Source organism: Terriglobales bacterium, assembly GCA_035764005.1.
GTDB lineage: Bacteria > Acidobacteriota > Terriglobia > Terriglobales > Acidobacteriaceae > Gp1-AA112.
In genome coordinates this window covers 89,657-110,840 of the sequence record DASTZZ010000124.1, presented here as the reverse complement: position 1 = coordinate 110,840, position 21,184 = coordinate 89,657, and the positions used below count along the sequence as shown (strand labels likewise).

21 protein-coding genes are annotated in these 21,184 nt (G+C 55.3%); 2 read left to right on the top strand and 19 right to left on the bottom strand.

Annotated elements, in window-relative coordinates:
- Nucleotides 1–147, bottom strand: coding sequence for a hypothetical protein (locus VFU50_20820; protein HEU5235312.1), 147 nt, complete (start codon nucleotides 145–147; stop codon nucleotides 1–3).
- A 115-nt stretch (nucleotides 148–262) separates the two neighbouring features.
- Between VFU50_20820 and VFU50_20815 the strand changes: the two genes are divergently transcribed.
- Nucleotides 263–709, top strand: a complete 447-nt coding sequence (locus VFU50_20815; GenBank protein ID HEU5235311.1) for a hypothetical protein — start codon at nucleotides 263–265, stop codon at nucleotides 707–709.
- A 325-nt stretch (nucleotides 710–1,034) separates the two neighbouring features.
- Here VFU50_20815 and VFU50_20810 read toward each other — a convergent pair whose 3' ends face one another.
- The 12 genes from VFU50_20810 to VFU50_20755 all read right to left on the bottom strand — a co-directional run bounded on the left by VFU50_20810 (nucleotide 1,035) and on the right by VFU50_20755 (nucleotide 15,077).
- Entirely contained in the window at nucleotides 1,035–2,261 is a 1,227-nt protein-coding gene (locus tag VFU50_20810; GenBank protein ID HEU5235310.1) for a glycosyl hydrolase, read from the bottom strand.
- Between the two features lie 170 nt (nucleotides 2,262–2,431).
- Complete coding sequence (locus tag VFU50_20805) at nucleotides 2,432–3,235, bottom strand: WecB/TagA/CpsF family glycosyltransferase (GenBank protein ID HEU5235309.1); 804 nt, start codon at nucleotides 3,233–3,235, stop codon at nucleotides 2,432–2,434.
- Between the two features lie 34 nt (nucleotides 3,236–3,269).
- Nucleotides 3,270–4,346 (bottom strand): NAD-dependent epimerase/dehydratase family protein, encoded by a 1,077-nt coding sequence (locus tag VFU50_20800; protein HEU5235308.1) that lies wholly within the window; start codon nucleotides 4,344–4,346, stop codon nucleotides 3,270–3,272.
- A 45-nt stretch (nucleotides 4,347–4,391) separates the two neighbouring features.
- A complete protein-coding gene (locus VFU50_20795; GenBank protein ID HEU5235307.1) occupies nucleotides 4,392–5,600 on the bottom strand; it encodes a glycosyltransferase family 4 protein in 1,209 nt (402 codons plus the stop codon).
- Between the two features lie 15 nt (nucleotides 5,601–5,615).
- Entirely contained in the window at nucleotides 5,616–6,365 is a 750-nt protein-coding gene (locus tag VFU50_20790) for a polysaccharide deacetylase family protein (protein ID HEU5235306.1), read from the bottom strand.
- A 6-nt stretch (nucleotides 6,366–6,371) separates the two neighbouring features.
- The gene (locus VFU50_20785; GenBank protein ID HEU5235305.1) at nucleotides 6,372–7,847 is read right to left on the bottom strand and encodes an O-antigen ligase family protein; all 1,476 of its coding nucleotides are present in this window, start codon (nucleotides 7,845–7,847) and stop codon (nucleotides 6,372–6,374) included.
- A gap of 28 nt (nucleotides 7,848–7,875) precedes the next feature.
- Complete coding sequence (locus tag VFU50_20780; GenBank protein HEU5235304.1) at nucleotides 7,876–9,222, bottom strand: hypothetical protein; 1,347 nt, start codon at nucleotides 9,220–9,222, stop codon at nucleotides 7,876–7,878.
- A 65-nt stretch (nucleotides 9,223–9,287) separates the two neighbouring features.
- Nucleotides 9,288–10,565, bottom strand: a complete 1,278-nt coding sequence (locus VFU50_20775) for a hypothetical protein (protein ID HEU5235303.1) — start codon at nucleotides 10,563–10,565, stop codon at nucleotides 9,288–9,290.
- Entirely contained in the window at nucleotides 10,562–11,884 is a 1,323-nt protein-coding gene (locus VFU50_20770) for an ATP-grasp domain-containing protein (GenBank protein HEU5235302.1), read from the bottom strand. The genes VFU50_20775 and VFU50_20770 overlap by 4 nt, the downstream gene beginning before the upstream one ends.
- A gap of 3 nt (nucleotides 11,885–11,887) precedes the next feature.
- Nucleotides 11,888–12,595, bottom strand: a complete 708-nt coding sequence (locus VFU50_20765) for a class I SAM-dependent methyltransferase (GenBank protein ID HEU5235301.1) — start codon at nucleotides 12,593–12,595, stop codon at nucleotides 11,888–11,890.
- Between the two features lie 29 nt (nucleotides 12,596–12,624).
- Nucleotides 12,625–13,701, bottom strand: a complete 1,077-nt coding sequence (locus VFU50_20760) for a hypothetical protein (protein ID HEU5235300.1) — start codon at nucleotides 13,699–13,701, stop codon at nucleotides 12,625–12,627.
- Nucleotides 13,702–13,781: 80 nt separating this feature from the next.
- Nucleotides 13,782–15,077, bottom strand: coding sequence for a sugar transferase (locus VFU50_20755; protein ID HEU5235299.1), 1,296 nt, complete (start codon nucleotides 15,075–15,077; stop codon nucleotides 13,782–13,784).
- Between VFU50_20755 and VFU50_20750 the strand changes: the two genes are divergently transcribed.
- A complete protein-coding gene (locus tag VFU50_20750) occupies nucleotides 15,067–15,381 on the top strand; it encodes a hypothetical protein (protein HEU5235298.1) in 315 nt (104 codons plus the stop codon). The genes VFU50_20755 and VFU50_20750 overlap by 11 nt on opposite strands.
- Here VFU50_20750 and VFU50_20745 read toward each other — a convergent pair.
- From VFU50_20745 to VFU50_20720, 6 genes are all read right to left on the bottom strand, one after another.
- Nucleotides 15,378–15,932: a UpxY family transcription antiterminator gene (locus tag VFU50_20745; GenBank protein HEU5235297.1), complete on the bottom strand. Its 555-nt coding sequence runs from the start codon at nucleotides 15,930–15,932 to the stop codon at nucleotides 15,378–15,380. The two genes, VFU50_20750 and VFU50_20745, sit on opposite strands and share 4 nt — an antisense overlap.
- Nucleotides 15,933–16,031: 99 nt before the next feature.
- Nucleotides 16,032–16,802 carry a CpsD/CapB family tyrosine-protein kinase gene (locus tag VFU50_20740; GenBank protein ID HEU5235296.1) on the bottom strand — a complete coding sequence of 257 codons (771 nt, stop codon included), beginning with the start codon at nucleotides 16,800–16,802 and terminating at the stop codon, nucleotides 16,032–16,034.
- Nucleotides 16,799–18,136 (bottom strand): AAA family ATPase, encoded by a 1,338-nt coding sequence (locus VFU50_20735; protein ID HEU5235295.1) that lies wholly within the window; start codon nucleotides 18,134–18,136, stop codon nucleotides 16,799–16,801. The genes VFU50_20740 and VFU50_20735 overlap by 4 nt, the downstream gene beginning before the upstream one ends.
- Nucleotides 18,136–19,674 (bottom strand): hypothetical protein, encoded by a 1,539-nt coding sequence (locus tag VFU50_20730; protein ID HEU5235294.1) that lies wholly within the window; start codon nucleotides 19,672–19,674, stop codon nucleotides 18,136–18,138. The genes VFU50_20735 and VFU50_20730 overlap by 1 nt, the downstream gene beginning before the upstream one ends.
- A gap of 11 nt (nucleotides 19,675–19,685) precedes the next feature.
- The gene (locus VFU50_20725) at nucleotides 19,686–20,396 is read right to left on the bottom strand and encodes a polysaccharide biosynthesis/export family protein (protein HEU5235293.1); all 711 of its coding nucleotides are present in this window, start codon (nucleotides 20,394–20,396) and stop codon (nucleotides 19,686–19,688) included.
- Nucleotides 20,393–20,806, bottom strand: a complete 414-nt coding sequence (locus VFU50_20720) for a PilZ domain-containing protein (GenBank protein ID HEU5235292.1) — start codon at nucleotides 20,804–20,806, stop codon at nucleotides 20,393–20,395. The genes VFU50_20725 and VFU50_20720 overlap by 4 nt, the downstream gene beginning before the upstream one ends.
- Between the last annotated feature and the right edge of the window lie 378 nt (nucleotides 20,807–21,184).

Sequence of the window (21,184 nt, the reverse complement as noted above, 5' to 3'; positions counted from 1 at the left end):
TCAAATGTGTTCTCCGTCCCATTCCATGAAGACCGTCTGGGTTCGGCTTTGTGCGCTAAAGGACATGTCCTTCCGGCTGTAGACCTTTGCATCAGGACGCAAGTGCTCGATCTCGAGCAAGGCGATGGGATGGAAGAGTGTTTGCATCGCATGCGCCACCAAAGGCAGACGACTTTGGTTTGAAGTGGTCTAGTCCCAAAATGGGCCGCTTCGTGTAATCATTTCGCGTGCTCGGAAATCCCCGCCGAGAAGGAGGGAATTCATGAGAAGCGCAAAGCTTTTAGTGTTCACGTTCGCTCTGGGTGTGGTCTTCGCGCTTACCGGCACAATGACCGCTCAAAACGGCAAGACGACCTTGGATGGGGGAATTGCCTGGTACAACGCCTGCGATAACAATCAGTCAATCGTGAATGCCCCCGGTTCCACCGAGATCATTTACCAGCAGAACGGTACCCAGGCCACGGTCCACGTTATATTCCACAACAGTACGACCGACCCCGGATATAACCTGAACCTCGAGGCGAACCAGACCTACAATACTGTCGCGTCGAGCTACGATCTGCCGTTCCATTCAGTATGGGCTGGACAGGCTGGCACCTTCACAATGAATGGAACATTGCGGATTGCAGTGGACGCCAGCGGTATGGCTACATCCTCAAACATCCTGATGGATGCCGATCATGCGATGACCACTGCTTGCATACAATAAGCACTATCTGAAAAGCCAACAAAATCAGCCGCATCGGTCATTCGAGACCGACTGTCCCACCTTCGCGCGACGGTGTTGCGCGAGAGTGGGCTTCGATTCGCGCTGAGTCACCGACGTCGTGTAAGCGTGATTTCTTTGAAAGTTTCAATCGCCGTGGCCCCGCTAGATCGCGGTTAGCTCAATATTTCTCTGCGAGGCCGAAGCTTTCCGTCCGCGACATCTTTATTCGTGTCGTGATAGCTGCTGGGTAGGACGTCATGGAGATACCGCCGGCAAAGCATTCATTCTGTGGAACCGCGGCGCTCAACAATAGACGTGGAGAAACCTAGCTGGGTCCTAACCACACGGGCGCAGGACTGATTTGCATATCGCTCAGGGCGGGAGAGAGTGTCGTGCGCTGTCCCGCATCGTCGATCATTACAGTCGGATTCCAGCTTTGAGGAATGGAAAAGGTGGAAGTTCCATTCTGATTCCAAACCACATGTGACGTGACGGTTCCCTGCGACAGGGAGCAGATCCATGTGCCGCCGGCGTCGGAGGAACAAGTGGGAACGTTGGAATTCATCATCCAGCCTCTCACTACCGCAAATGCCTGTGCGGAAGGACGTAAAGTGCCGTCGGCATTGGTCAGCTGCAAACTTACCCAATCGTGATCATCCCACGCATACCAGAAAAAGCGGCCGACTCCGCCACTGGCAGCCAAGAGATAGGCTCGGGCAACATAAGCCGCTTCATCGGCCTGAGTGAAGGTTGGTGGCGAGTGCCATCCGGTTTCCGTGTTCCAAATCGGTTTCGAGGATTGGCCATGCTGTGCGGCGGTGGACTTCACTTGCGCCAGTAGCGTAAGCATGCTTTCCGGCGGATTGGGATGAACGTAGAGGTGATAAGCGATTACGTCGGCTACGGCGCCGCCGCCGGCTGCGAGATACTGATCCAGCCATGCGAGTCCGCCTTGCTCAGTGGCTGCGGGAGACAACACCGTTACCGTTGCATCGACTTGCTTCAGAATTTTGTAAGCCTCAGTTGCGAGTTCCAGCATCTTTGCCGGCGTTCCTGAAAAGAATGTCGGATCGTTAGGCTCATTCCAGATTTCATACGCGTGAATGCGTCCTTTGTAACGGGTTGCAACTGCCTGGACGAAGTCGCGCCAGTCCTGAATATTGGCAGGTTCGGCGGCATTGCCGGGCTGGTAGGCTGAGGGTTCGGTCGGTCGCGCCGAGGCCCATTGCGGGGAAAGTCCGAGAACCATCAACACGTCGACGTTGTTCTGTTGGGCTTTGGAGACAATTGCGTCGAGCTTGGCAAAATTCCACTGCCCCTGGGTTGGTTCCAAACTGGGCCAAGTCACACCTGCGTCCCAGAGGCGCAATGAGCCGAATGCAATCGACGGCCAGTTTGCAATGTCGTGCACGTGCATCCCGAAATATTGCGCAGACACGCCGGACGTCGAGAATGGAGTGGATGGCGTCTGCGGTGAAGAAAATGTCGTCGTGGTGGACTTCTGGCTGTCGCCGCAGCCAATGAAGAAGGCGAGAATTACCAGGAAGATCATCGAGATCGCATATCGAGAATTGGGTTGGGTCACCTGCTCAGGATGACGGAGCGCTTCACCCGGCAGAATAGAACGAATCCCTCAACTGAAGTTACATCCGGTCCAACACTCACGAGCAAAAAAAAAGCCACCCAGATGGGTGGCTTATTCATAGGGTTCGAAGCTGCGGCTTATCCGAACAGCATGGTCGATTCCGGCATCAGTCCTTGTGTATCAAAGCTTCTGAGTCGCGCGCACTGCATGACCACTAATGCCACGTACGCAGGATTCAGAAATGCATAACGTCGCCAGAGGCGTTTGGGTTCGGTGCAGAGTCGGAAAAACCATTCCATTCCGATTCGCTGCAGCCGCGGCGGAGCCTGGCGCAGCTCCCCGGCGATGAACGGAAATGCGGCGCCTACGGCGAGGATCGGCATACTCAAAAGATCGCGGAATTCGTATGCCCACGTTTCCTGCCGAGGGCAGCCGAGTCCCGCAAATACTATGGCTGCTCCGGATTGGCGAATTCGCGTGCTCAAGTCCATCGCTTCCGATTGGGTGAGCCGGCGAAATTTTGAAGCCTCCACGCCGGCGATTTGAAGTGTGGGAAAACGCTCCACCAAATTGCTCTGCATTCGATCAAGCACCGGTTCGGTACTCCCATAAAAGAAGACCGGCACTTGCTCCTCTGCTGCTCGCTGGCAGACGCGAAGCGTGAGCTCGGGACCGTACACGCGATCTTCAAGCCTGGTGCCATACATAAGATTGAGGGCCCATCGAACCGGCTGCCCATCGGGAACGATCAGGTCGAAGCGGTTGAGGCGATAGCGATGTATTGGATCAAGAGCACCGGTCATGACGCCATGGACCGCGAGAGCAGATACTGCGGCGCCCCGACCCTCGCGTGCTGCATCCAGAACGCGCTCCACCGCAGCTTCGTAATCCACAGCGTCGATGAGAATGCCCAAAAGGTTGTGCTTGCCTCGATTGATCATGAAGTTATTCAGGATGGTTGGGCGTTATTGAAGACTAAGCGGCGCGCAGCATGGGGACGCGTTCCACACTCGCCTCGTAGATTTCTTCCAGAATGCGGCGCACATCGTACTCCTGTTCCCATTTCGGGAAATGAGAACGGAATCGGGAGCAGTCGCTGATCCACCATTGATGGTCGCCCTTGCGCGGAGTGTCTACATATTCCCAATCTAACTCTTCGCCTGAGATCTCTTCGCACATTGCGATTGCTTCGAGCATGGAGCAATTGCTGAAGCGCCCGCCGCCCATGTTGTAAACCTCGCCACTGCGGGGAGCGCGATAGAACTCGTCGAAGGCCTGAATCAGGTCGGCGCTGTGAATGTTGTCGCGCACCTGCTTTCCCTTGTAGCCGAAAATTTTGTACGAGTTTCCAGAGACGACGCACTTCATCAGGTAGGAGAGAAAGCCGTGCAGTTGCGTTCCGGAATGGTTTGGTCCGGTGAGGCATCCGCCCCGAAAGCAGGCGGTCTTCATGCCAAAGTACTTGCCATATTCCTGGACAAGCATGTCTGCCGCGAGCTTCGAGACTCCAAACAGGCTATGCAGGGTGTGATCTACCGACATCGTCTCCGGAATTCCCTCTGTGTAGGCATGCGATGGATTGATCTCCCAGCGCGAATCAAGCTCGATAAGAGGCAGAGAATTGGGTGTGTCTCCGTAGACTTTGTTCGTCGACATGTAAATGAACACGGCATCCGGGCAGTAACGACGCGTGGCCTCGAGCAACGAGGAGGTTCCATTTGTGTTGACGGCGAGATCGGTGACGGGATCGGTGGCCGCCCAATCATGCGAGGGCTGCGCTGCCGCATGAATAATGAGATCGATTTCGTTGCCGGCTCGGCGAAAGATTCCGGATATCTCTTCGGTGTTGCGGATGTCGACCTCGCGATGGATATAGTTGCGATATTTGTTTTCGAGGCGCTCGCGTACCCATCGCGTCGAGGCTTCGGCGCCGAAGAAGTAGCTGCGCATGTCATTGTCGATGCCAATTACATCCCAACCTTGCGAAGCGTAATAGGCGGCTGCCTCCGATCCCACCAAACCGGCAGAGCCAGTGATAATTGCGAGACTCATGTGAATTCTCCTGAACTTCTAGCGAAAATGACTTTCAAACCTTGGCTACGCGGCAGCTGGGGCGGTGACAGCAACGGACGAATTGCGAATGCTTAGGACGTGCTCATAGATCGCGATGAGAGCGCGATAATTTGCTTCTGCCGTGTACTTGCGCTCGAACTCCTGGCGAGCGTTTCGGCCCATACGGACCAGCGCTTCCTCATCCGGCCACAGACTGCGGATCGTATGGGCAAGGTCATCCGCGTCCGCCGGTCGAAAGCGGAGGCCAGTATGTCCGTTCTGCACGAGTTCCCGCATGGCGCCGTGATCGGATGCGACCACAGGCACTCCAGACGCATAGCCTTCGATGATTCCCATTCCGAAACTCTCGTAAGTAATACTGGGAAAGACGAGAAGTCGTGCGCGCTGTAGATGAGTAAATACTTGCATGCGAGGAACGTTCCCGGTGAACTGCACGTTCAGTTTCTTTTCTCGGCAGACAGCTTCGAGTTCGGCGCGCTCCGGTCCGTCACCGACTATTCGTAACGGAATATCTCCGAGCTGCTCCCAGGCTTTGAGAATCGTTGCAATTCCCTTTTCCGGGGAGAGCCGTCCGACGAAAATGGCATAGCGCTCGCGATGACTGATAACTCCGGGATCGGGTTCCACGAAATGCGGTTTGACCGTGATCCTCTCTGGAGCTAGTCCGCCCGAGATCAACTTCTCGCGTAAGAAATTACTGGGTGCAATGCAGCGATCGATGGCATGCGTCCACGTTCCGCGATGCCAGTGGTAGGCAACAGCAGAGGCGGCAACGCTCGTAGCGAGGCGCGAGGAACGATAACAACCACGCGCGATGCCATGCCACATGTTTCCTCCGGCACAACTCTCGCAAGGATGGCCGTCGCGATAGAACGCAGTGTTGGGACACAGCAGCCGGTAGTTATGCACTGTGTGCACCACCGGAACTTGCATGTCTTTGCACGCCCAGAAGACAGAAGGCGATATGACCAAAGACGTGTTGTGTACATGCACGATATCGGGCGACAGCCGTCTCAAAAGCTGCGAAAACTCAGAGTAGGTCGTGCGCGACCAAACCGCCGCAGCCGCTCCCAGCACGCGAGGCAGCGCGCCCTTGGACTCTAACTCATCGTTGCTGCGTTCGTAGCTGAAGACGTGATGCCCATGCTTTTCGAGTAGCGACTTCTCCTGAGCAAAGACGACGTCTTCGCCGCCAGGATAGTGATAGTAATTGTGAGCGGTAAGGATTTTCACTTCGGGACCGCTGATTCAGGCAATTTGCGGAAGGCAAACAGAATTCGACGAAAGAGTATCGACTGTTCGTACATATCGAACTTCGGGGCGACCGGCGACATATTGCAACATCTGTTCGAGCTCTCCCCAGAGGCCATGCTCGTCGATCTCCCAGGAATGGCCGTATAGGTGCCAGACGCCGCCTTCGCGGAGCGCACGATCGAAGAGGCGACATCCAAGCTCTACCCACGAATTGCAATTGCGGAACGACACGCAGTAGTCGACGAGATCGCGCACTCCGCTTCTCCGCAACAGATTCCTCAGATACGCAGAACGAGCATGGCGATAAACCTGCAGCGTCGTGGGAATATGCAGCGAGTGGAACTCCGGCTTCGTGTAAAGCATGCGAATTGTACGGGCACCGTCATAACCTGCATGCTCGACTTCACGGGTGATCTCCGAGTTATATCTGCCTATGGGATAACAAAAGAGCCGTACCCGACGGCCGATGAGCTGTTCAAGTTCCACTTTGGAATCCGCGATTTCCCAGCGAAGCTCCCTTCGCGGGACAGCCAACAGATTACGGTGCAGCATACCGTGGCTGCCGATCTCGAAACCGCCGTCGGAGAGACTACGTAAATCACCAGCACTGAGACGAGGATGAGTCTGATTACGGAGTGGAACAAAAAATGTACCTGTCATTCCATGACGGACAAGCATCTCAGCGACGCGCAGATCCAACGGATGCCCGTCGTCCCAACTTGTAGTTACCAGCGTTTGTGGCACGATCGTCTAAGCCTCAACCGGAGAGTAGTGAACCACAGCAGCACGCACATCTGGAGATTCGGGCACGGCAGTCTTGCGCAGGCCTTCGCTCAACACGAGCAATGCGCCAAAGACTAAGAAGACACAGGAAGGGCGTCCACCAAAAGTGGGTTCGACGAAACCATTCAGCAGTAGAAAGCTGTACAGGGCGAAACAGCCTGAAGCCAAGGTGCGCAAGCCAGGCTCGTGACTGTTCCGGAGCACACGCCAGAGGTTGCGTATGATACATGCATTCATCGCGAGTACGAGCAATAGGCCGATACATCCGTTGTTATAGAGAACCTCGAGAAATGCGTTGTGCATTTGGCCGGCATCCCAATCCAGATCTACCGATTCAGATATGAATTTCGAAGACATGAAGCCATGTCCCAGAATGGGACTTGCCTTAATTGCCGGCACGGCAAGCTCCCACAATTCTGTTCTACCCGTGAGCGTGTCGACTCTTTCATGTTCGCCATAATCCTGAAAGTAAGAACCGATCGGCGTGAGAAAAAATACCAGTATTGCCGCTGTCGCTACCAGCAGCAGCCATCCGGCGCCTGTCTTGATGCGTTTTTGCAATAAGAAGAACAACAGAGTGCAGGCGACACAGGACAGGATCGCAGCCTTTCCCACAGCTAAAAGCATCACCGCCGCTGCCAGCATAGACACCACCATCCGGCCGCGCCGACGGTCCAGAGCATGCAACGTGATTCCCAGAATGACAAGCAAGCCCGCGTGCTGGGACAGATCTACAGGGTGGATATTGGTGTTGAGGCGAAACTCCGGGGGTTGGTCGCCTGTAAATCCGCGCCAGCCGAAAATACTTGTCGGATGCGTAAGGGTGCTCGCCAGCGGTACGAATACCAGAACTACATAGGCCCAGTAGAGTGATTTCCAAAGCGTCAGATGATTGCCGTTTTTGTTAAGTTCACCAGCGCAACTTATGAGGATCATCACAGCCACCAGCAGCTTGAAAGCCCATGCCAGAGCAAACAGAGGAGCAGGGGAATATGCGCAGGAAAAGATAGCCACCACGACGAACATCAGCAGCCATTTCGTTTGTCCCTTGAAGACACTTGCAGTAAGTCCTCGCCTCGCCAGTACGGTCGAAATGACGATAAATAGTAGTATCCAGACAAAGACCTCACCATAAGCGGAGCTCGAAAAGCTACCTTCGAGGCTCGATTCCGAAAGTCCCTTGCGAACGAACAGCTGCTCGGAAATGATGATGAACCACCAGCAATAAATTCCAAGCACGAAGGTGAGGTTTTCGCGGAATCTCATTCGACCAAAACACGCGATCAATCCGATACAAAAGCAGATTCCGACAACGCTAGTGAAAACCAGAGCACCGGAGAGCGACGAAAAAGGGAGCACCGCCAGCAGGAATACCGTCGCGCTACCCACAAGGACGAGCGTCGCCAGCATCTTCAAAGACCCTTGCGAGGAACGAAGATTCAATGGGTTTTGCAAAAGCATGGTTGGCTAATCAAGAGGCTTTGGCATCGGGAATTGCGTTCAGGCTGAAAGCGGCTGCTGGCTCAAGCTCCTCCGGAGACGCAATCTCTGTCGATTCGATTCCTCTCCTCATCAGCAACCAGGTCGCGATCAACGTGACAACGTTCGCAATGATGAAGCTGAAGATCACGCCGGCAACTCCCCATAGCCAGGTAGCGGGAATACCAATTGCGATCGCAATCACTCCGGAGGCGGCAGAAGCGTAAAAAACTGAAGCAGGAGACCGCATGGCCCGCAATGCAATTACCAAGGCGAAGATTACAGTGCTGAGAACTGAAGACAACGCCATCCAGGGGAGCAATGAAATGAGCGAAGTGTACTTGCCCGCGTACAAGAGCTGAAAAAGCTGATGGCGCAGGCCCAGCACGAAGATCCAGTAAAGCACTGATCCAGTTGCGAACAGGTAGCAGATCTTACGAGTAAATGCCTTTGCCGCTTCTTGCCCATGCTCAGAGTGGATACGAGCTGTATAAGGCAGTAACAGCAGACCTAGAGCCAGCGCGACTCTCTGCAATGGCAGCGATAGATTCAGAAGCGCGCGAATATCTCCAGCGGCCGCGATCCCCTGAGTTCCACTTAGGACCGCATAGTAGATGTTCTGCGGTACCCACATCGCGAGAGCCCCAGCGAGTGCCCAACCTCCATAGCGCAGATGCTGTCCACATTCGACTCGAAAGCTCGCATCCACCGGCTCACGATGGAACTGCGGACGCAACCGCCAGAACATTGCGGCTGTGGTGATCAAAGCCGCAATTCCCATCACGACAAACGCCATGAAAGAGGTGACCTCTCCCAGACGACGAACAACGATTAATCCCCCGATCGTCACCACCGTGTACACAACAGCTCCACCTGCAGCAGGTCCGGGAGCATGCTCGAGGTAAAAGGCGCGTCGCGCCATCCATAGCGACATCACAAACGGAGAGGCGAGCGTGACACCCCACAAAGCAGCTCCCAACTGCTGCCCACTCGCAAATTGCTGAGTTATGAGAGCCGACAGAGCCAGCGGCACCGTGATCGCCACCAGCAAGCCGTTCTGCATATGGAGCAGCGAGCCGTAGTAGCGCTTCAACCGCGAGCCTGAATAAGCGCCTCCGAAGACGCTCATCGGCTCGAGCAAAACCGATTGCTGCAATTGCGACAGCAGGAGGAATACCGCGAACGCCAGTGCAAAAGCCCCGTATTCCTCAGGCGAAGCCCAACGCGCCAGGAGAATACTGACCAGAAAATTCGAGCCTGAAATGAATGCCTGGTCAATGATGGCAATCGACCCTTTGCCCGCTAAGGCTTTTATCGATCCGGTCTCACCGTCAAACATATGTGATCTCGCAGCGGGCGCGCGCCCGCTTGACAGAAGGTATAAACAGCGCTCCCGCTTGAGAGCTATGTGGCTTTGGCGGAATCGGTTGTGACGGACGTAGTGTTCCCAGCATGGGACGATACGGAAAAGAGTTTCGAGCACACACGCACGCAAAGGCGCCTTGTGGAAGAGGCAAGCACTCGCTTGATTCTGCCGAATACCGGACGCATATCGTCGGCCGCCAGGTATGCGGTCTCGCGAACTCCGCGAAATGATGTGAGCCATTGGCGGGCGCTTAGCTTGCCATCACGCCAGTAGCGGAGTGACGAACTCAGATCACGATCTTCGACTAGCCATTTCCGCCCTTCACACAGGTGCGTAGCCGGGACTTGCTGCGCTGTCATGTGGAGATAGAAAGCGCGAGCAACATCCAGTCCGTTATTGCCGACAAAAAGGCGGAAGGTGGCGCCGATTCTGGGATTGACGTCGAGAACCTTGTATTGCCCGTCGCGCGCGTCGTAACGATAGCCAATATCGAGTACGCCGCGATATCCAATGGCTTTCATGAATGATCGCGTGAGGAAATCCACCGTGTCATTTCTGACGCAGATGCCAAGGCTGGTGTAGCCGGTGTAGGCGGGACACTGACGAATCTTCTTGCCGGTGAATCCCGCCAGGCAGTCGGAGTTCTGGTTGAAGTAACCATTGAACATCCAGACGCTGTCTTCGCCGCCGGGAATGTACTCCTGCAACATGAGATTCGGTTCTGCTGTGTCCTCCACTCGCCCGTAAAGTTCCAACAACTCCTGCGCGGAATTCACGATGAACATCTTCTTGCCTACTTGCTCGCACAGACGGGTGCCATCGATGGCCTTGAGCATCACCGGAAAGACTGCACGACGAAGGAATGCGTTCACGTCGTTCAGGTTCTGAGGGAAGACGGTTTCAGGAGTGGGGATCCCCATGCGCTTGGCGAGCAGATACATTTCCTTCTTGCTGCAGAGCGACCTGACCAGTCCTTCCGGCTGTTCCGGAAACCGGAAGCATTCGCGCAGGCGTCCGGCATTTCTGGCAACAAACATTGCCGCGTAGTCGGTTGTTGGGATGAGGAGCGGCTTCCCATCAATCTTCTTACTTACCTCACACAGGAACTCGATCGATTCCAGTTCGGGCTTGTCATCGATGCTCCAGATAAACGGTTCGCGGTTATATCGCGAGTTGAATACCGGAGAATTAGGTACACCTTCGATGGTGTAGACGGGGATTCCAAGCCGTCCCAGTGAGCGCGCGATGCCAAGACCCGCGTAAGCAATCGAGCGCAGGATTACCACCGGAGTTGAGTTATTCAAGTTCGGGATCACGCGGCCTCCGGTTCCGAATCGCCTGCCAACGTTCCCGATGCTGTTGCAACGACGTGCGGGTGTGATTGTGGACGAATGCGAAGGAGCCCGTTACAGGCACGGCGAACGAATTCGCAAGCGTCATCTGCAACCCGAAGAAGAACTGGAAGGGGATCATCTGCGGCGAAGTAGGCAGTGTCTTCGATGCGCTGCAATGAACCCAGCCATTGCGACAGGGTGAGGCGACCCGCCCTTAGATAACGCAGAGAGGAAGCTACATCGAGGTCGCCAACAATCCACTTTCGTCCTTCCTTGATAGCCGCCGGGGGTACTCTCTGTCCGGTAACGTCGAGATAGTAGAGTCTGACGAGGTCCATCCCATTCTGGGCAGTGAACAGCTGAAAAGTAGCTCCTATGCGAGGGTTTACATCGAGGATCTTGTACTGGCCGTCACGTTGGTCATAGCGAAAATCGATGTCGACGAGCCCGTTATAGTTGAGAGCTCTCAGGAATTGAGTCGCGGTTTCCTGGACCACCGGATTTGCCAGACAAACACCCAGGCACGTATAACCACTGAACGCAGGGCACTGCCGCAGCTTTTTGCCCGTAAATGCAGCTATGCATTCCGAGCGTTGGTTGAAGTAGCCATTGAACATCCAAACTGAGTCGTCTTCACCGTCAATGTATTCCTGAAGAATCAAGTTTGGACTGACTGGATCCTCGAGCGAGTCATAAAGGTGGAGCAACTCGTCGATGCGATGCACGATGAACATCTTCTTCCCACAGTAGCGACTCAAGCGCGTTCCATCGATCGCCTTCAGGACGACAGGGAATCTCATTGTTTGGGCAAAGTGCAGCACGTCTTCCCGGGTGCGCGGCAACAGGGTCTCAACCGTCGGTACTCCAATTCGCTTCGCTAGCAGATACATTTCCCATTTGCTGTAAAGCTTGCTCAGGAGGTCTGAAGACTGTTCCGGGAAGAGAAACCAGCGCCTCAATTTTTCCGCATGATCGGCGATGAAAATGGCAGCGTAATCCGTGCTTGGGATAAGGACGGACTTCGTGCCAAGTCTTTCTGCGAATTCGTGCAGTTGATCGAGAGCCTGGGCTGCAGGTGCGGTCTCGACGTCCAGCTTTACAACGCCCCGGTTGTAGCGCGAGTAAATTGCCGGAGTCCAAGGACTAGCCTCGATCGTATACGCCGGGATTCCCAGCCGGCCCAGGCTGCGCACAATTCCGAGTCCCCCATGCGCCACCGACTTGAGCACTACCGCTGGGGTGGAGTTGTCGATGTTCGCAATCGTATGCTTGCTGGAATGCTCAGTTTTAGACGGAGCCATCAATCACCGCGGTTTCTTAGCACGAATGAACAAAGCGCGATCATGGAAGCCAGGATGCTCTGGCGATGCAGTATCGGATATGAACTCCTGCGTCTTTACCTCTTCCCAACCTTCAGTTTCGAGAATGTGCTTGTACTCCGAGATGCTGCGCAGATGCACAGGTACTCGAACCCAATCTGGGAATTCCAGCGATCCAAGATTTTCCTTGTAGAGGCAGAACAGCAGGAACAATTCTCGACCCGGCTGCAGTACGCGCATGAGCTCCCGCAGCACCATTCCCTGGTTTTCGAAGTAATAAAAAGATTCGATACAAAACGCGTTCGTAAAGGAGTTCGAAGTAAAGGGCAACGCGTGAGCTTGTCCGCACCGAAAGCTCAGATTGGGAAAGGTGGCGCTCTTCAAGGAGGCCCGCTGGATCATCCCGTCGGCGATATCGATGCCAACGATCTGACAGCTGGGGCCAACTCGGCCCGCAAGGAGCCGGCTGGCCCATCCTTCTCCGCACGCGAGATCCAAGATGCGGGCGTCAGGTGTGAACTGGATAGCATTGAACATTCGATCGGCAAACGGCAGATGTTCGCGTTCCATCCGCTCCCCACGCCCGTTGCCCGCCCACAGGTTAAACTCATGACGCAGTCGCACCGGCAGCGGCCTTCGCGTCAACATGCCCCATGCGACTCGGAATTTCAGTACAGAAGTTTGCAAATTCATACGTTGTGATTTATTTGGCGATCTCGAACTCAAGACCAGAGAGGTGTGTCCCACAATTTCAGCTTCTGCCCAATTCCCATTTCAGAAGCGCGGCAGAATATGTCCCAACCAAGGGCTACATCCTCAACACCCATTCCCATATGCGCGAAATGGATGCGTTCGCGATCGTCTTCCCGCCCCGGCTTCTCGCCTAGCATCACCTGCGCCAATGTGGCGTGTATGTCGCTGTCTGCCAGACAACCCTGGTTATGCATGATCGCTGGCGTGATGATGCCGCGATGCTTGATGACTTCCCAGTTGTCGACGATCAATTTGCTGGATTGCCGGATCACTTCGAATTCGCACTCGTGTCCGGAGAGCTGGATGCTGAGCGCGCCAGGTTTGATGTGCTCGGCGCGCATAAGAGGTTCGCCGGCCGTGGTAATGGTTAAAGCCACATCGGCGTCGGCCAGAGCAGCGGGTATGCTGCTGGCTCTCACCACAGGAGCTTGCCAGCGCTCGCGGCATTCTTCGATGAGCGCTTCGGCGTGTTCCTGAGTGCGATTGAATATAGCGATTTCTTCAATGTCGGGCAGAGCGGAAATCAACCCGAGGATCTGAGTGCGAGCTTGCACACCGGCTCCGATCATGCCGATCTTATGGACGGAACCTGCGGCTAGATTTTTTGCCCCAAGACCGGTCATCGCGCCGGTGCGCATGGCGCTGACCAGGGTCCCATCGAGGATCGCGACAGGAAAACCCGTCTCCGGCGAGTTCAGCACAATAACTGCGCTAGCTCGCGGCAATCCTAAAGAGCGGTTTGTCGGAAAACTCCCGATCCACTTCATTCCGACAGCCGGTCTATGTCCCTTAATCGATGCAAACAACGCATTGAAGCGGCCTCGATTTTCGCTCTCAACACTTTCCTCGCTGCGCAGAACAACTTTGTGCGGTTGTACGCATTTTCCTAATTCGAGAAGAATGAGCGCTTCCTGAATGACGTCGAAGGCTCGATGCATGTCGAGTATGCCCGCGGCGAGAATTGCACTTTGATCCAGAAAGCAAAACTCAGCGGCACAACTGATTTGTGGTTCGAATAGGCTGATTGCATTGGCGGTAGCCGTCATAAAACTCCTGTTGCTTTGCAGCTTGGCTTGGGAATTGTTGAGAAGTGGATTGACGATGTGCGTCGTTGCGTATTCGAGATCTACTGTCCAGTTCCTCGGAGAACGACTGGGATGGTCTGCAGAAGAATTTTGCAGTCGAGCCATAGACTCCAGTTCTCGATATATGTCAGATCAAGTGCCATATTGAGATCGAATGAAGGGTCTCGTCGCGCCTTAACCTGCCACAGTCCAGTAATGCCCGGACGCACCTGCAGGCGACGGCGATGTTCGAGCTGGTAGCGTTCATAGTCGTCTACTGGATGCGGCCGCGGGCCCACCAGGCTCATGTCTCCGCAAAGAACATTCCAGAGCTGAGGTATCTCGTCGAGGCTGCTCTTGCGCAGCAGCCGGCCTATGCGTGTGATACGTGGATCAAACGATAGTTTGAAGAATGGTCCTGACCTCTGATTCCTGGCTCGAAGTTCCTCTTTCATCTCATCCGCGTTGGAGATCATGGTGCGCAGCTTCCAGCAACAGAATTTCCGTCCTCTTCTCCCAATTCGGCTCGCGCAATAGAAGGCCGGGCCGGGTGAATCCAGTTTCACCAGCAACGCCAGAGCACCAATAAGAGGAATTACGATGGGTGCGGCACAGAGCGATAACATCACGTCCAAAGAGCGTTTTAGAAAAAGTGCGACTGCGGGAATCGGCTCACGATGCAGTGAGAAGACCGGCAACTCTCCCAGGAGCTCGACTTGTGGACGCACCATTGCCGGCTCCCAAAATTCGGGAACTACTTTTACATTCCAGTGATTCCGGCGTGCCTGATCGGTAAGTTTCCAGACGAGTGCGCGATCATAAGGGGGTGCGATGAAAATGTCATCGATGTACTCCGCCCGCGCAATCTCTGCCAACTGAGCCACAGTTCCAGCCACTCGAATTCCGTTCGAATGCGCGCGATCGTCGAGAAACCCGCGCACAACGAACCCCCAATGCGGATTCGCCGAGATCGAGTGCGCCAAGGCGGTCCCGGAGGCATTGGCGCCAACGATCAGCACGTTGCGCATTGTGCCCGTATCAACACGGTGACTGGCGGTGTGCCGACCCCATGCCCGCCACGCGGCGAATGCGCCAATATTCATCGCTCCCATGCAGCCGATTGCCGGCAGAGAAAGAGGCTGGCCGGCCCACAGAACAAATGCTCCGCAGACCATCGAGGCAAGGCCAACAGACTTGGCGATCGCCAGGGTTTCCCCGATGTTCCGACGCCGCAGCCGATACAAGCCCAAGCTATGAGCGCACAGAAGTGTCAGAGCCACATACAGCATCAGCAGCGCGCGGAGTTGATTCAGCAACGAAAAGCTGATTGCGCTGTTGCTGGTACTAATGTGGAACATAACTGACGCGCTTACTGCAGCAAACAGCAGATCAATAGCAATCGGAGAAAATTCAATAGGACTACCAGCAGAACTTTCTCGCCAGCGTACGCTTCCCTCTGGCGAATTGTTCGCGGCAACCAACGACAATCCCGTGCCGGATTTCGGCGGCTCAACAGAAATGGGCAGAGAGGCCGTTTCTGCTACATCCGGAAGTAAGGAAAGGGAATCTGGAGCGCCGCTGGGAATGCTTGCCATGTTCTGGGTACTGGATTTCTTTGGCTCCCTGCTGTTTGGCAGGGCTTTATCAGGTGTTCAGTACTAGATAGGTTCTACGTCGTAGTCGTCAGCGCGAATCGCGATGGAACGCTGAATTGGATCAGCGGAGATCACCAGGGTGCGATTTGACTTCACTTCGGACAGTATGCCTTCGACTCCATCCAGGCAGCCTCCGCGAACGCGCACACGTTGGCCGGCGCAAAGAAAGGGATGCTCCCAATATGGGACATTTTGATTGAGCAACAGACGGATGCTCGTGATTTGCTCCTTAGGTATCGGTAACGGTTCGCAGCCGGAGCTCACGATGCGCACGATTCCTGGAGTCCGAAGTACTCTGACAAATTGTTCCGCAGAAGAAGGCATGTACACAAACGTGTAACAAGGGAACAAAGGAAACTGTATTTTTTTGTTGCGATCGCTCCATCGCTGTACTTTACTGACCACCGGCAGAAATGTATCGATATTCTTGCCGCGCAACAGAGTATCCACCTTTTTCTCATGGCGGGCGCGCGTGTGGACCGCAAACCAGGAACCTTCGTGTGCGCGGCTGCCTGTCGCGCCAGCTGTTGTGAATGGAGTTTCTGTCTGGGTGGCCATAGCTTCGCCCTCTGAGTCACATCTCGGTGACCCTGAAAACAAACTCACTTTCGATCGAGCGTGTACAGCACAGCCGAATAACGGCTGCTACTGGGGAACTTACAGCCAGCTATAAATCGCGCTCGGAACCGGGAACGTGCGTTGGTTCAACACAGCTCCCAACACGCGTACGCCGGCTCCGGCAAAGTCCCCAACAATCTTGCTTGCAGTCGCCCGCCGGCTAACATTTGCCTTGAGCACGAGCGCCACACCATCACTAATTGCCCCGAGCACCAGCGAATCCGTATACAACGATGCCGCCGGAGAATCGACGAGTACGTAATCAAAGTTCTCACGCAATTCGTTGACGTATGCTGCGAGTCTCTCGGAGGCAAGCAGCGTGTGCGCATCCGGAACTTCTGTGCCCGCTGATACCATCCAAAGCCTTTCGTGTTCCAACGGCCGCGCGAAACTGTTAATCGTTCCTACTTCAAGTAGCGCATCCACCAGCCCTGCCTGATTTTCAACTCCGAAACCCAGGTGCAATGCCGGATGGCGCAGGTTCGCGTCGACCAGGCAAACCGAACCGGTGGTCTTCGAAGCGAGCAACGCTCCAGCGCGCGAACATAGCGATGTGGCTCCGCTGCCGGCGTCCAGGCCGGTGAACACCACGACTCGGGGGCTGGGTTGCGTTTCGAAGAACAGGGAGTGCACAAGTTTTTCTTCTTCGAGTTCGCGAACGGTGAGCAGATCGGCGGTGCGCTCCTGCGGGATCAACCGCGCCTTTTCAGCGGCAGGTTCATGGAAGACGGGCGTTGCTAAGACGTTCGCGGAGACGTCCGCGTTCGTTGGACCGTTCAGTTGGTGCAAGAGCTCGAAATTTCGGCTCATACGTTCGCTCCTTCCATGTAGCCGGCTCCGGCCTGCTCTACAATCTGGCGCGGCGAAATCTCGGGCACTCGCGGTGATTCTGACTTCACGGTCATCGCGGGAAGGCGGTCGCGAGTAATTTCAAGACCTGTCAGCCGGATCACAAAAGCAGAGATACCTCTCAACTGCCTGCCAACTTCACGTCCAAGGGCATCGAGCCGAGCGCTTCTCGACCGCAGCCTCTTTCTCGCGACTGCCAGGGAGGAAGCTGACCGATTACGCTCGCGGCGCGGAACAGCCCTGGGTGTTAGCTTCACAGGTGGTTTGCTGGTATCGACGTTGTAGCTGGGCAGCGCCGCTGAACGAAGATCGCGAATCCCCATGCTTTCGGGAGAAATTGGCGCCGTGTTCATTGCGGCGGCCTCGCTCGCAATCCAGTGTGCCGATGCCCGAATCGGAACAGCAGCCCGCGGTTCCGGCGGAAGTACCGGGAGTTCGATCGGGATTATGTCGTTGCTCTCGGGATTGGTTGTACCGTCGGCGTAGAGATCCACCAGCTCAAGATCGTGGGCGACTTCGCTTACGACGTCGCCATCAATCCCAGTCTTCTTCATCGCGAAAGCCAGCGACAGCGCGTTGAAACAATAGTTATTGATAATGCGCGGGATTCCACGGCTTCGCACCGCGATCATGCCTACGGCTTCAGGCGAAAATAGTGCAGGACCTGCATAGCCCGCGACCTGCAGGCGACGTGCGATATAAGTCGCCACATCTTTTCCGGTGAGAGGCCGAATCTGAATGATCATCGACAAGCGCTGACGCAGTTGTATCAACTCGGGACTTCCGATCTTCTGCGACAACTGCGGCTGCCCCGCGAGGATGATCTGCATGAGCTTGCGGCTGGGACACTCAAAGTCCGATAGCAGACGCACTGTTTCCAAAACGGATTTATCGAGATTCTGAGCCTCGTCGATAATCACCACGACTCGACGTCCAGCACGAGCTTCCCTCAGCAGTTCTTCTTTTAATTGTTCGTGCATCTGGATGGGATCGTATGCCTGTACTTTCAATCCGAGATCGGTGAGCAAGTAGCCAAGCAATTCGCGTGAGTCGCATTGCGTCTGGAATAGAAATGCGGTACGAACGCCGCTCCCGAGCTGCTCCAGGAGATGGAAGAGCAGCATCGTCTTTCCCATTCCGGGCTGAGCGACCATGGCCATGAAAGCCCGCTCTGACTGAACTCCGTAGAGCAGAGAGGCCATCGCTTCGCGGTGCGTATCAGACGGATAAAAGAAGCGCGGATCGGGCGTAACACCGAATGGCTGTTCTCGAAGGCGGAAGTAGTCGAGCAGCATCACGCGACCTCCTGGCCGGACTCGAGGTTCGGCAAATCTGTTTCCAGTTCCAGTGGAGGACAGTAAGGAACGGCGGCGATGACGGGCAGGCGGAGCTCACGCCTGATCTCTTCCGGCGTGCGGAAGCTGTCATCGAAGTATTCGGCGCCGAAAGTAGATCCCACAGCCGCCAGAAGCGCAAACATCGTTCCGATCAGCAGATACCAGCCTCCGGAGTGAGCCGGCAGCGCCGGCACGAGCGGCTCCTGCGCAATCGCCACGTTAAGGATCCGGCGGCGGTCGAGGGCGTCGGTGATGCGCGATTCCTCTCGTTTTTTCAGGTAGAGCAGATAATTTTGCTCGGCTGCTTTCGCTGCTCGCAGCAGATCCTGCTGCACGATGCCTTTATCGTTGAGCAAGCGCGCTCTCGATTGGAAGCTGGCAACCGATGTGCGTTGCTCGTCTTCGCGTGCCCTGAGTCCACTCAAGTCGGCATTTGCCTTTGCCAGCTCTCCACGTACCCAGGCTTCCGTAGGATTCTGATCCGTGGTCTCTTCCCGAACCGGGCGGGCATTCTCGGCCGCAATCGCAGTTTGCGTCTCGGTGATCTGGCGGTCGACTTCCTGTACAAGTGGATAGCTCGGCTGAAATTTCGTCAGCAACTCGGTCCTCTTCAATTGCAGGTTCAGCAGTGTGCTCTTGAGTTGCTGCATGAGCTGCGGATTGTCTCCCTCGCGCAACTGCGTGGTGATCCTCGCAGGCATAGATCTTTGCAAACGTTTGAGAGCGTCGATCCTGTCTTCGGCTTCACCGATAGCAGCCCGCGTCTGTTCGAGCGACAGGCTGATGTCCGAAAGCTTGTCCAAGGTATTGTCCCGTTCCATTTCGGGAGCAACCACGCGTTGTGCGCGGTTGAACGCCTGCAGCCGCTCCTCCGCCTCGGTCAGCTCCTTCTTGGCTTCCTCAGTCTGTTGCGCGAAAAACACATACTGGCCGCCGGGACGCATGACCTGGGTATGTTTTTCCAGATAGAGATTTGCCAAAGAGGAGAGAACGTCAGCAGCCTGCTTCGGATTGCGCGACGAAAGCGTGACATTCACGATGTTGGTCTTGCGTACAGCTTCGACCTGCAGGTGCGAGCGAAGTTTTCGAACCGCAATCGCAACCTTTCGTTCCTGATCATTTTTGTGGAACCAGGAAGAGCCGACCGATTTCTCGAGATGATTGGCCAGTACGACCTGTTGTAAGAGATCCTCGCTGGTCAGCAACTCCACCTCCGAGTTCATCTCCTGCTCGGTGATCTCCGGACTCGCGATCTGAATCTGGCTGGTGCTTTGGTCGCCGCTGATGACTGGATCAACGCGTTCACGTTTCACCAGGAATTTCATCTCCGCCCGATAGCTGGGCAGAATCAGCGCCGCAATCAACGCTCCGAGAAAAACGCCGGCGAAGCAGAGGGTAGCCACCCGACGATGTCGGAAGATAATGACCGCCACTTCGCGCGCGGTGTATGACCGTATCCCATCGCTCTTCGTGCTCAGTACTAGGGCTTCTGGCATGGCGTGCTCCTTCATGGGATCGGCGAGTACATGCTGAGACCCGCCGTAGGAATGAATTTGCGAATCTTGGAAACACGATTTTGTGGAACGAAAATCATGTCCCCCGGTTGCAGATGAATGTCCTCGGCCAGAGTTTTGTGGTTCAGCATCTTCTTTACATCGATCACCTTCGCTTGTGCCCAATCCTGCGATACTCGACGGAAGAGCAGCACCTGCGAGTGCTTCGATTCTTCGGTGAGGCCGCCTGCCTGCGCGAGAGCCTCCACCAGAGTCACGTCTCCGCGCATCTCGTACTTGCCTGGGTGCGCAACCATTCCTCCCGCGGTGAAGAATGGCTTCTCGAAATCCTTCAGATCGACCGTGATGATCGGATCGTGCAGGAATTTGCTGTAGGCAGTCGTTACCGATTCTCTGAATTTAGGAACGGACTCCCCAGCCACGTAAAAATCGCCTACTTGCTTTAGCGTGACGAATCCATCCGGTTGCACCGAGATCTGCTGGTTCAATTCGGGACTCAACTCAAATGTGAGCTCGAGCACATCTCCGGGACGCAATTTGTATCGGGGATGACGCTCAGTAAATTGCGGAGAGACCGTGCCTTCCGGCTCTGGGCTCGCTTGCGAGGGCAACTCACTCGCGGTCGCCAATGTCGACTGGGAATAGCCATGGCCGATTCCACACATCAGACATACGCAGACCATCAATGCGGTACGAAGTCTCATCGCGAACCTCCTGCCTGCGCGCCCGTGTCCTGTTCCCTGGCGCGCGCTTGTTGCTGATCGGCGATCAGTCGAACCCACTCCGCTTTATCGGCTTCGGCAGTGAGCAGGAACGGTGAGCCCTGGATAGCGAAGCCGTTTGCATATTCCTCACCAGGGGAATTTGCAATACGGACCACAGGACCGGCAGCGCGCAGACGGCGAATCGAATCGCGGCTATAAGAAGGAGGCAGCATCACCTCACACCAAACCTGCGCCTCGGCGGGCGGACACTCGCCGCCCAGCACCAGCATTCCGTTTGCAGAGATGTCTCGAATAAACCCCGCCGCATGAGCACACTCTCCGGAGCTTTCGCGCCACATATAGGTAACGGGCAGATCGAGTCGATACCGCGCACACTTTCTTTTGTCCACGTGCACCTGCCGATTTCGGTCATCACCGGGTGGCGCTCCCAGTGATTACCTGGTTAACTCGTTCGAACAATTCGATGGGATCTCTCAGGGCCGCAGCTAGATTCAGAGTTCCCTCAGTTGAAAAACTTTCGTGCTCGACGTTCCAGAGGGTTTTCTGTCTCCGGTGCAGATAGAGAAGATTTACTCCTGCGAGGCAGAGCAAGTCGTCTCAGAAACGGACGGGCGCCATTATCGGCCGTTTACAAATAAAGGAAGGAGATGGGTGAGGGCCGCGCAAAAAAATGAACAGGAGTGTCACCGAACTCTCCGAATCCGACAGGGGGAGCCCGGCATAGGGGCGTTCTCCACGGCAATGGGCAGCCCTTTACTAAACTGTGA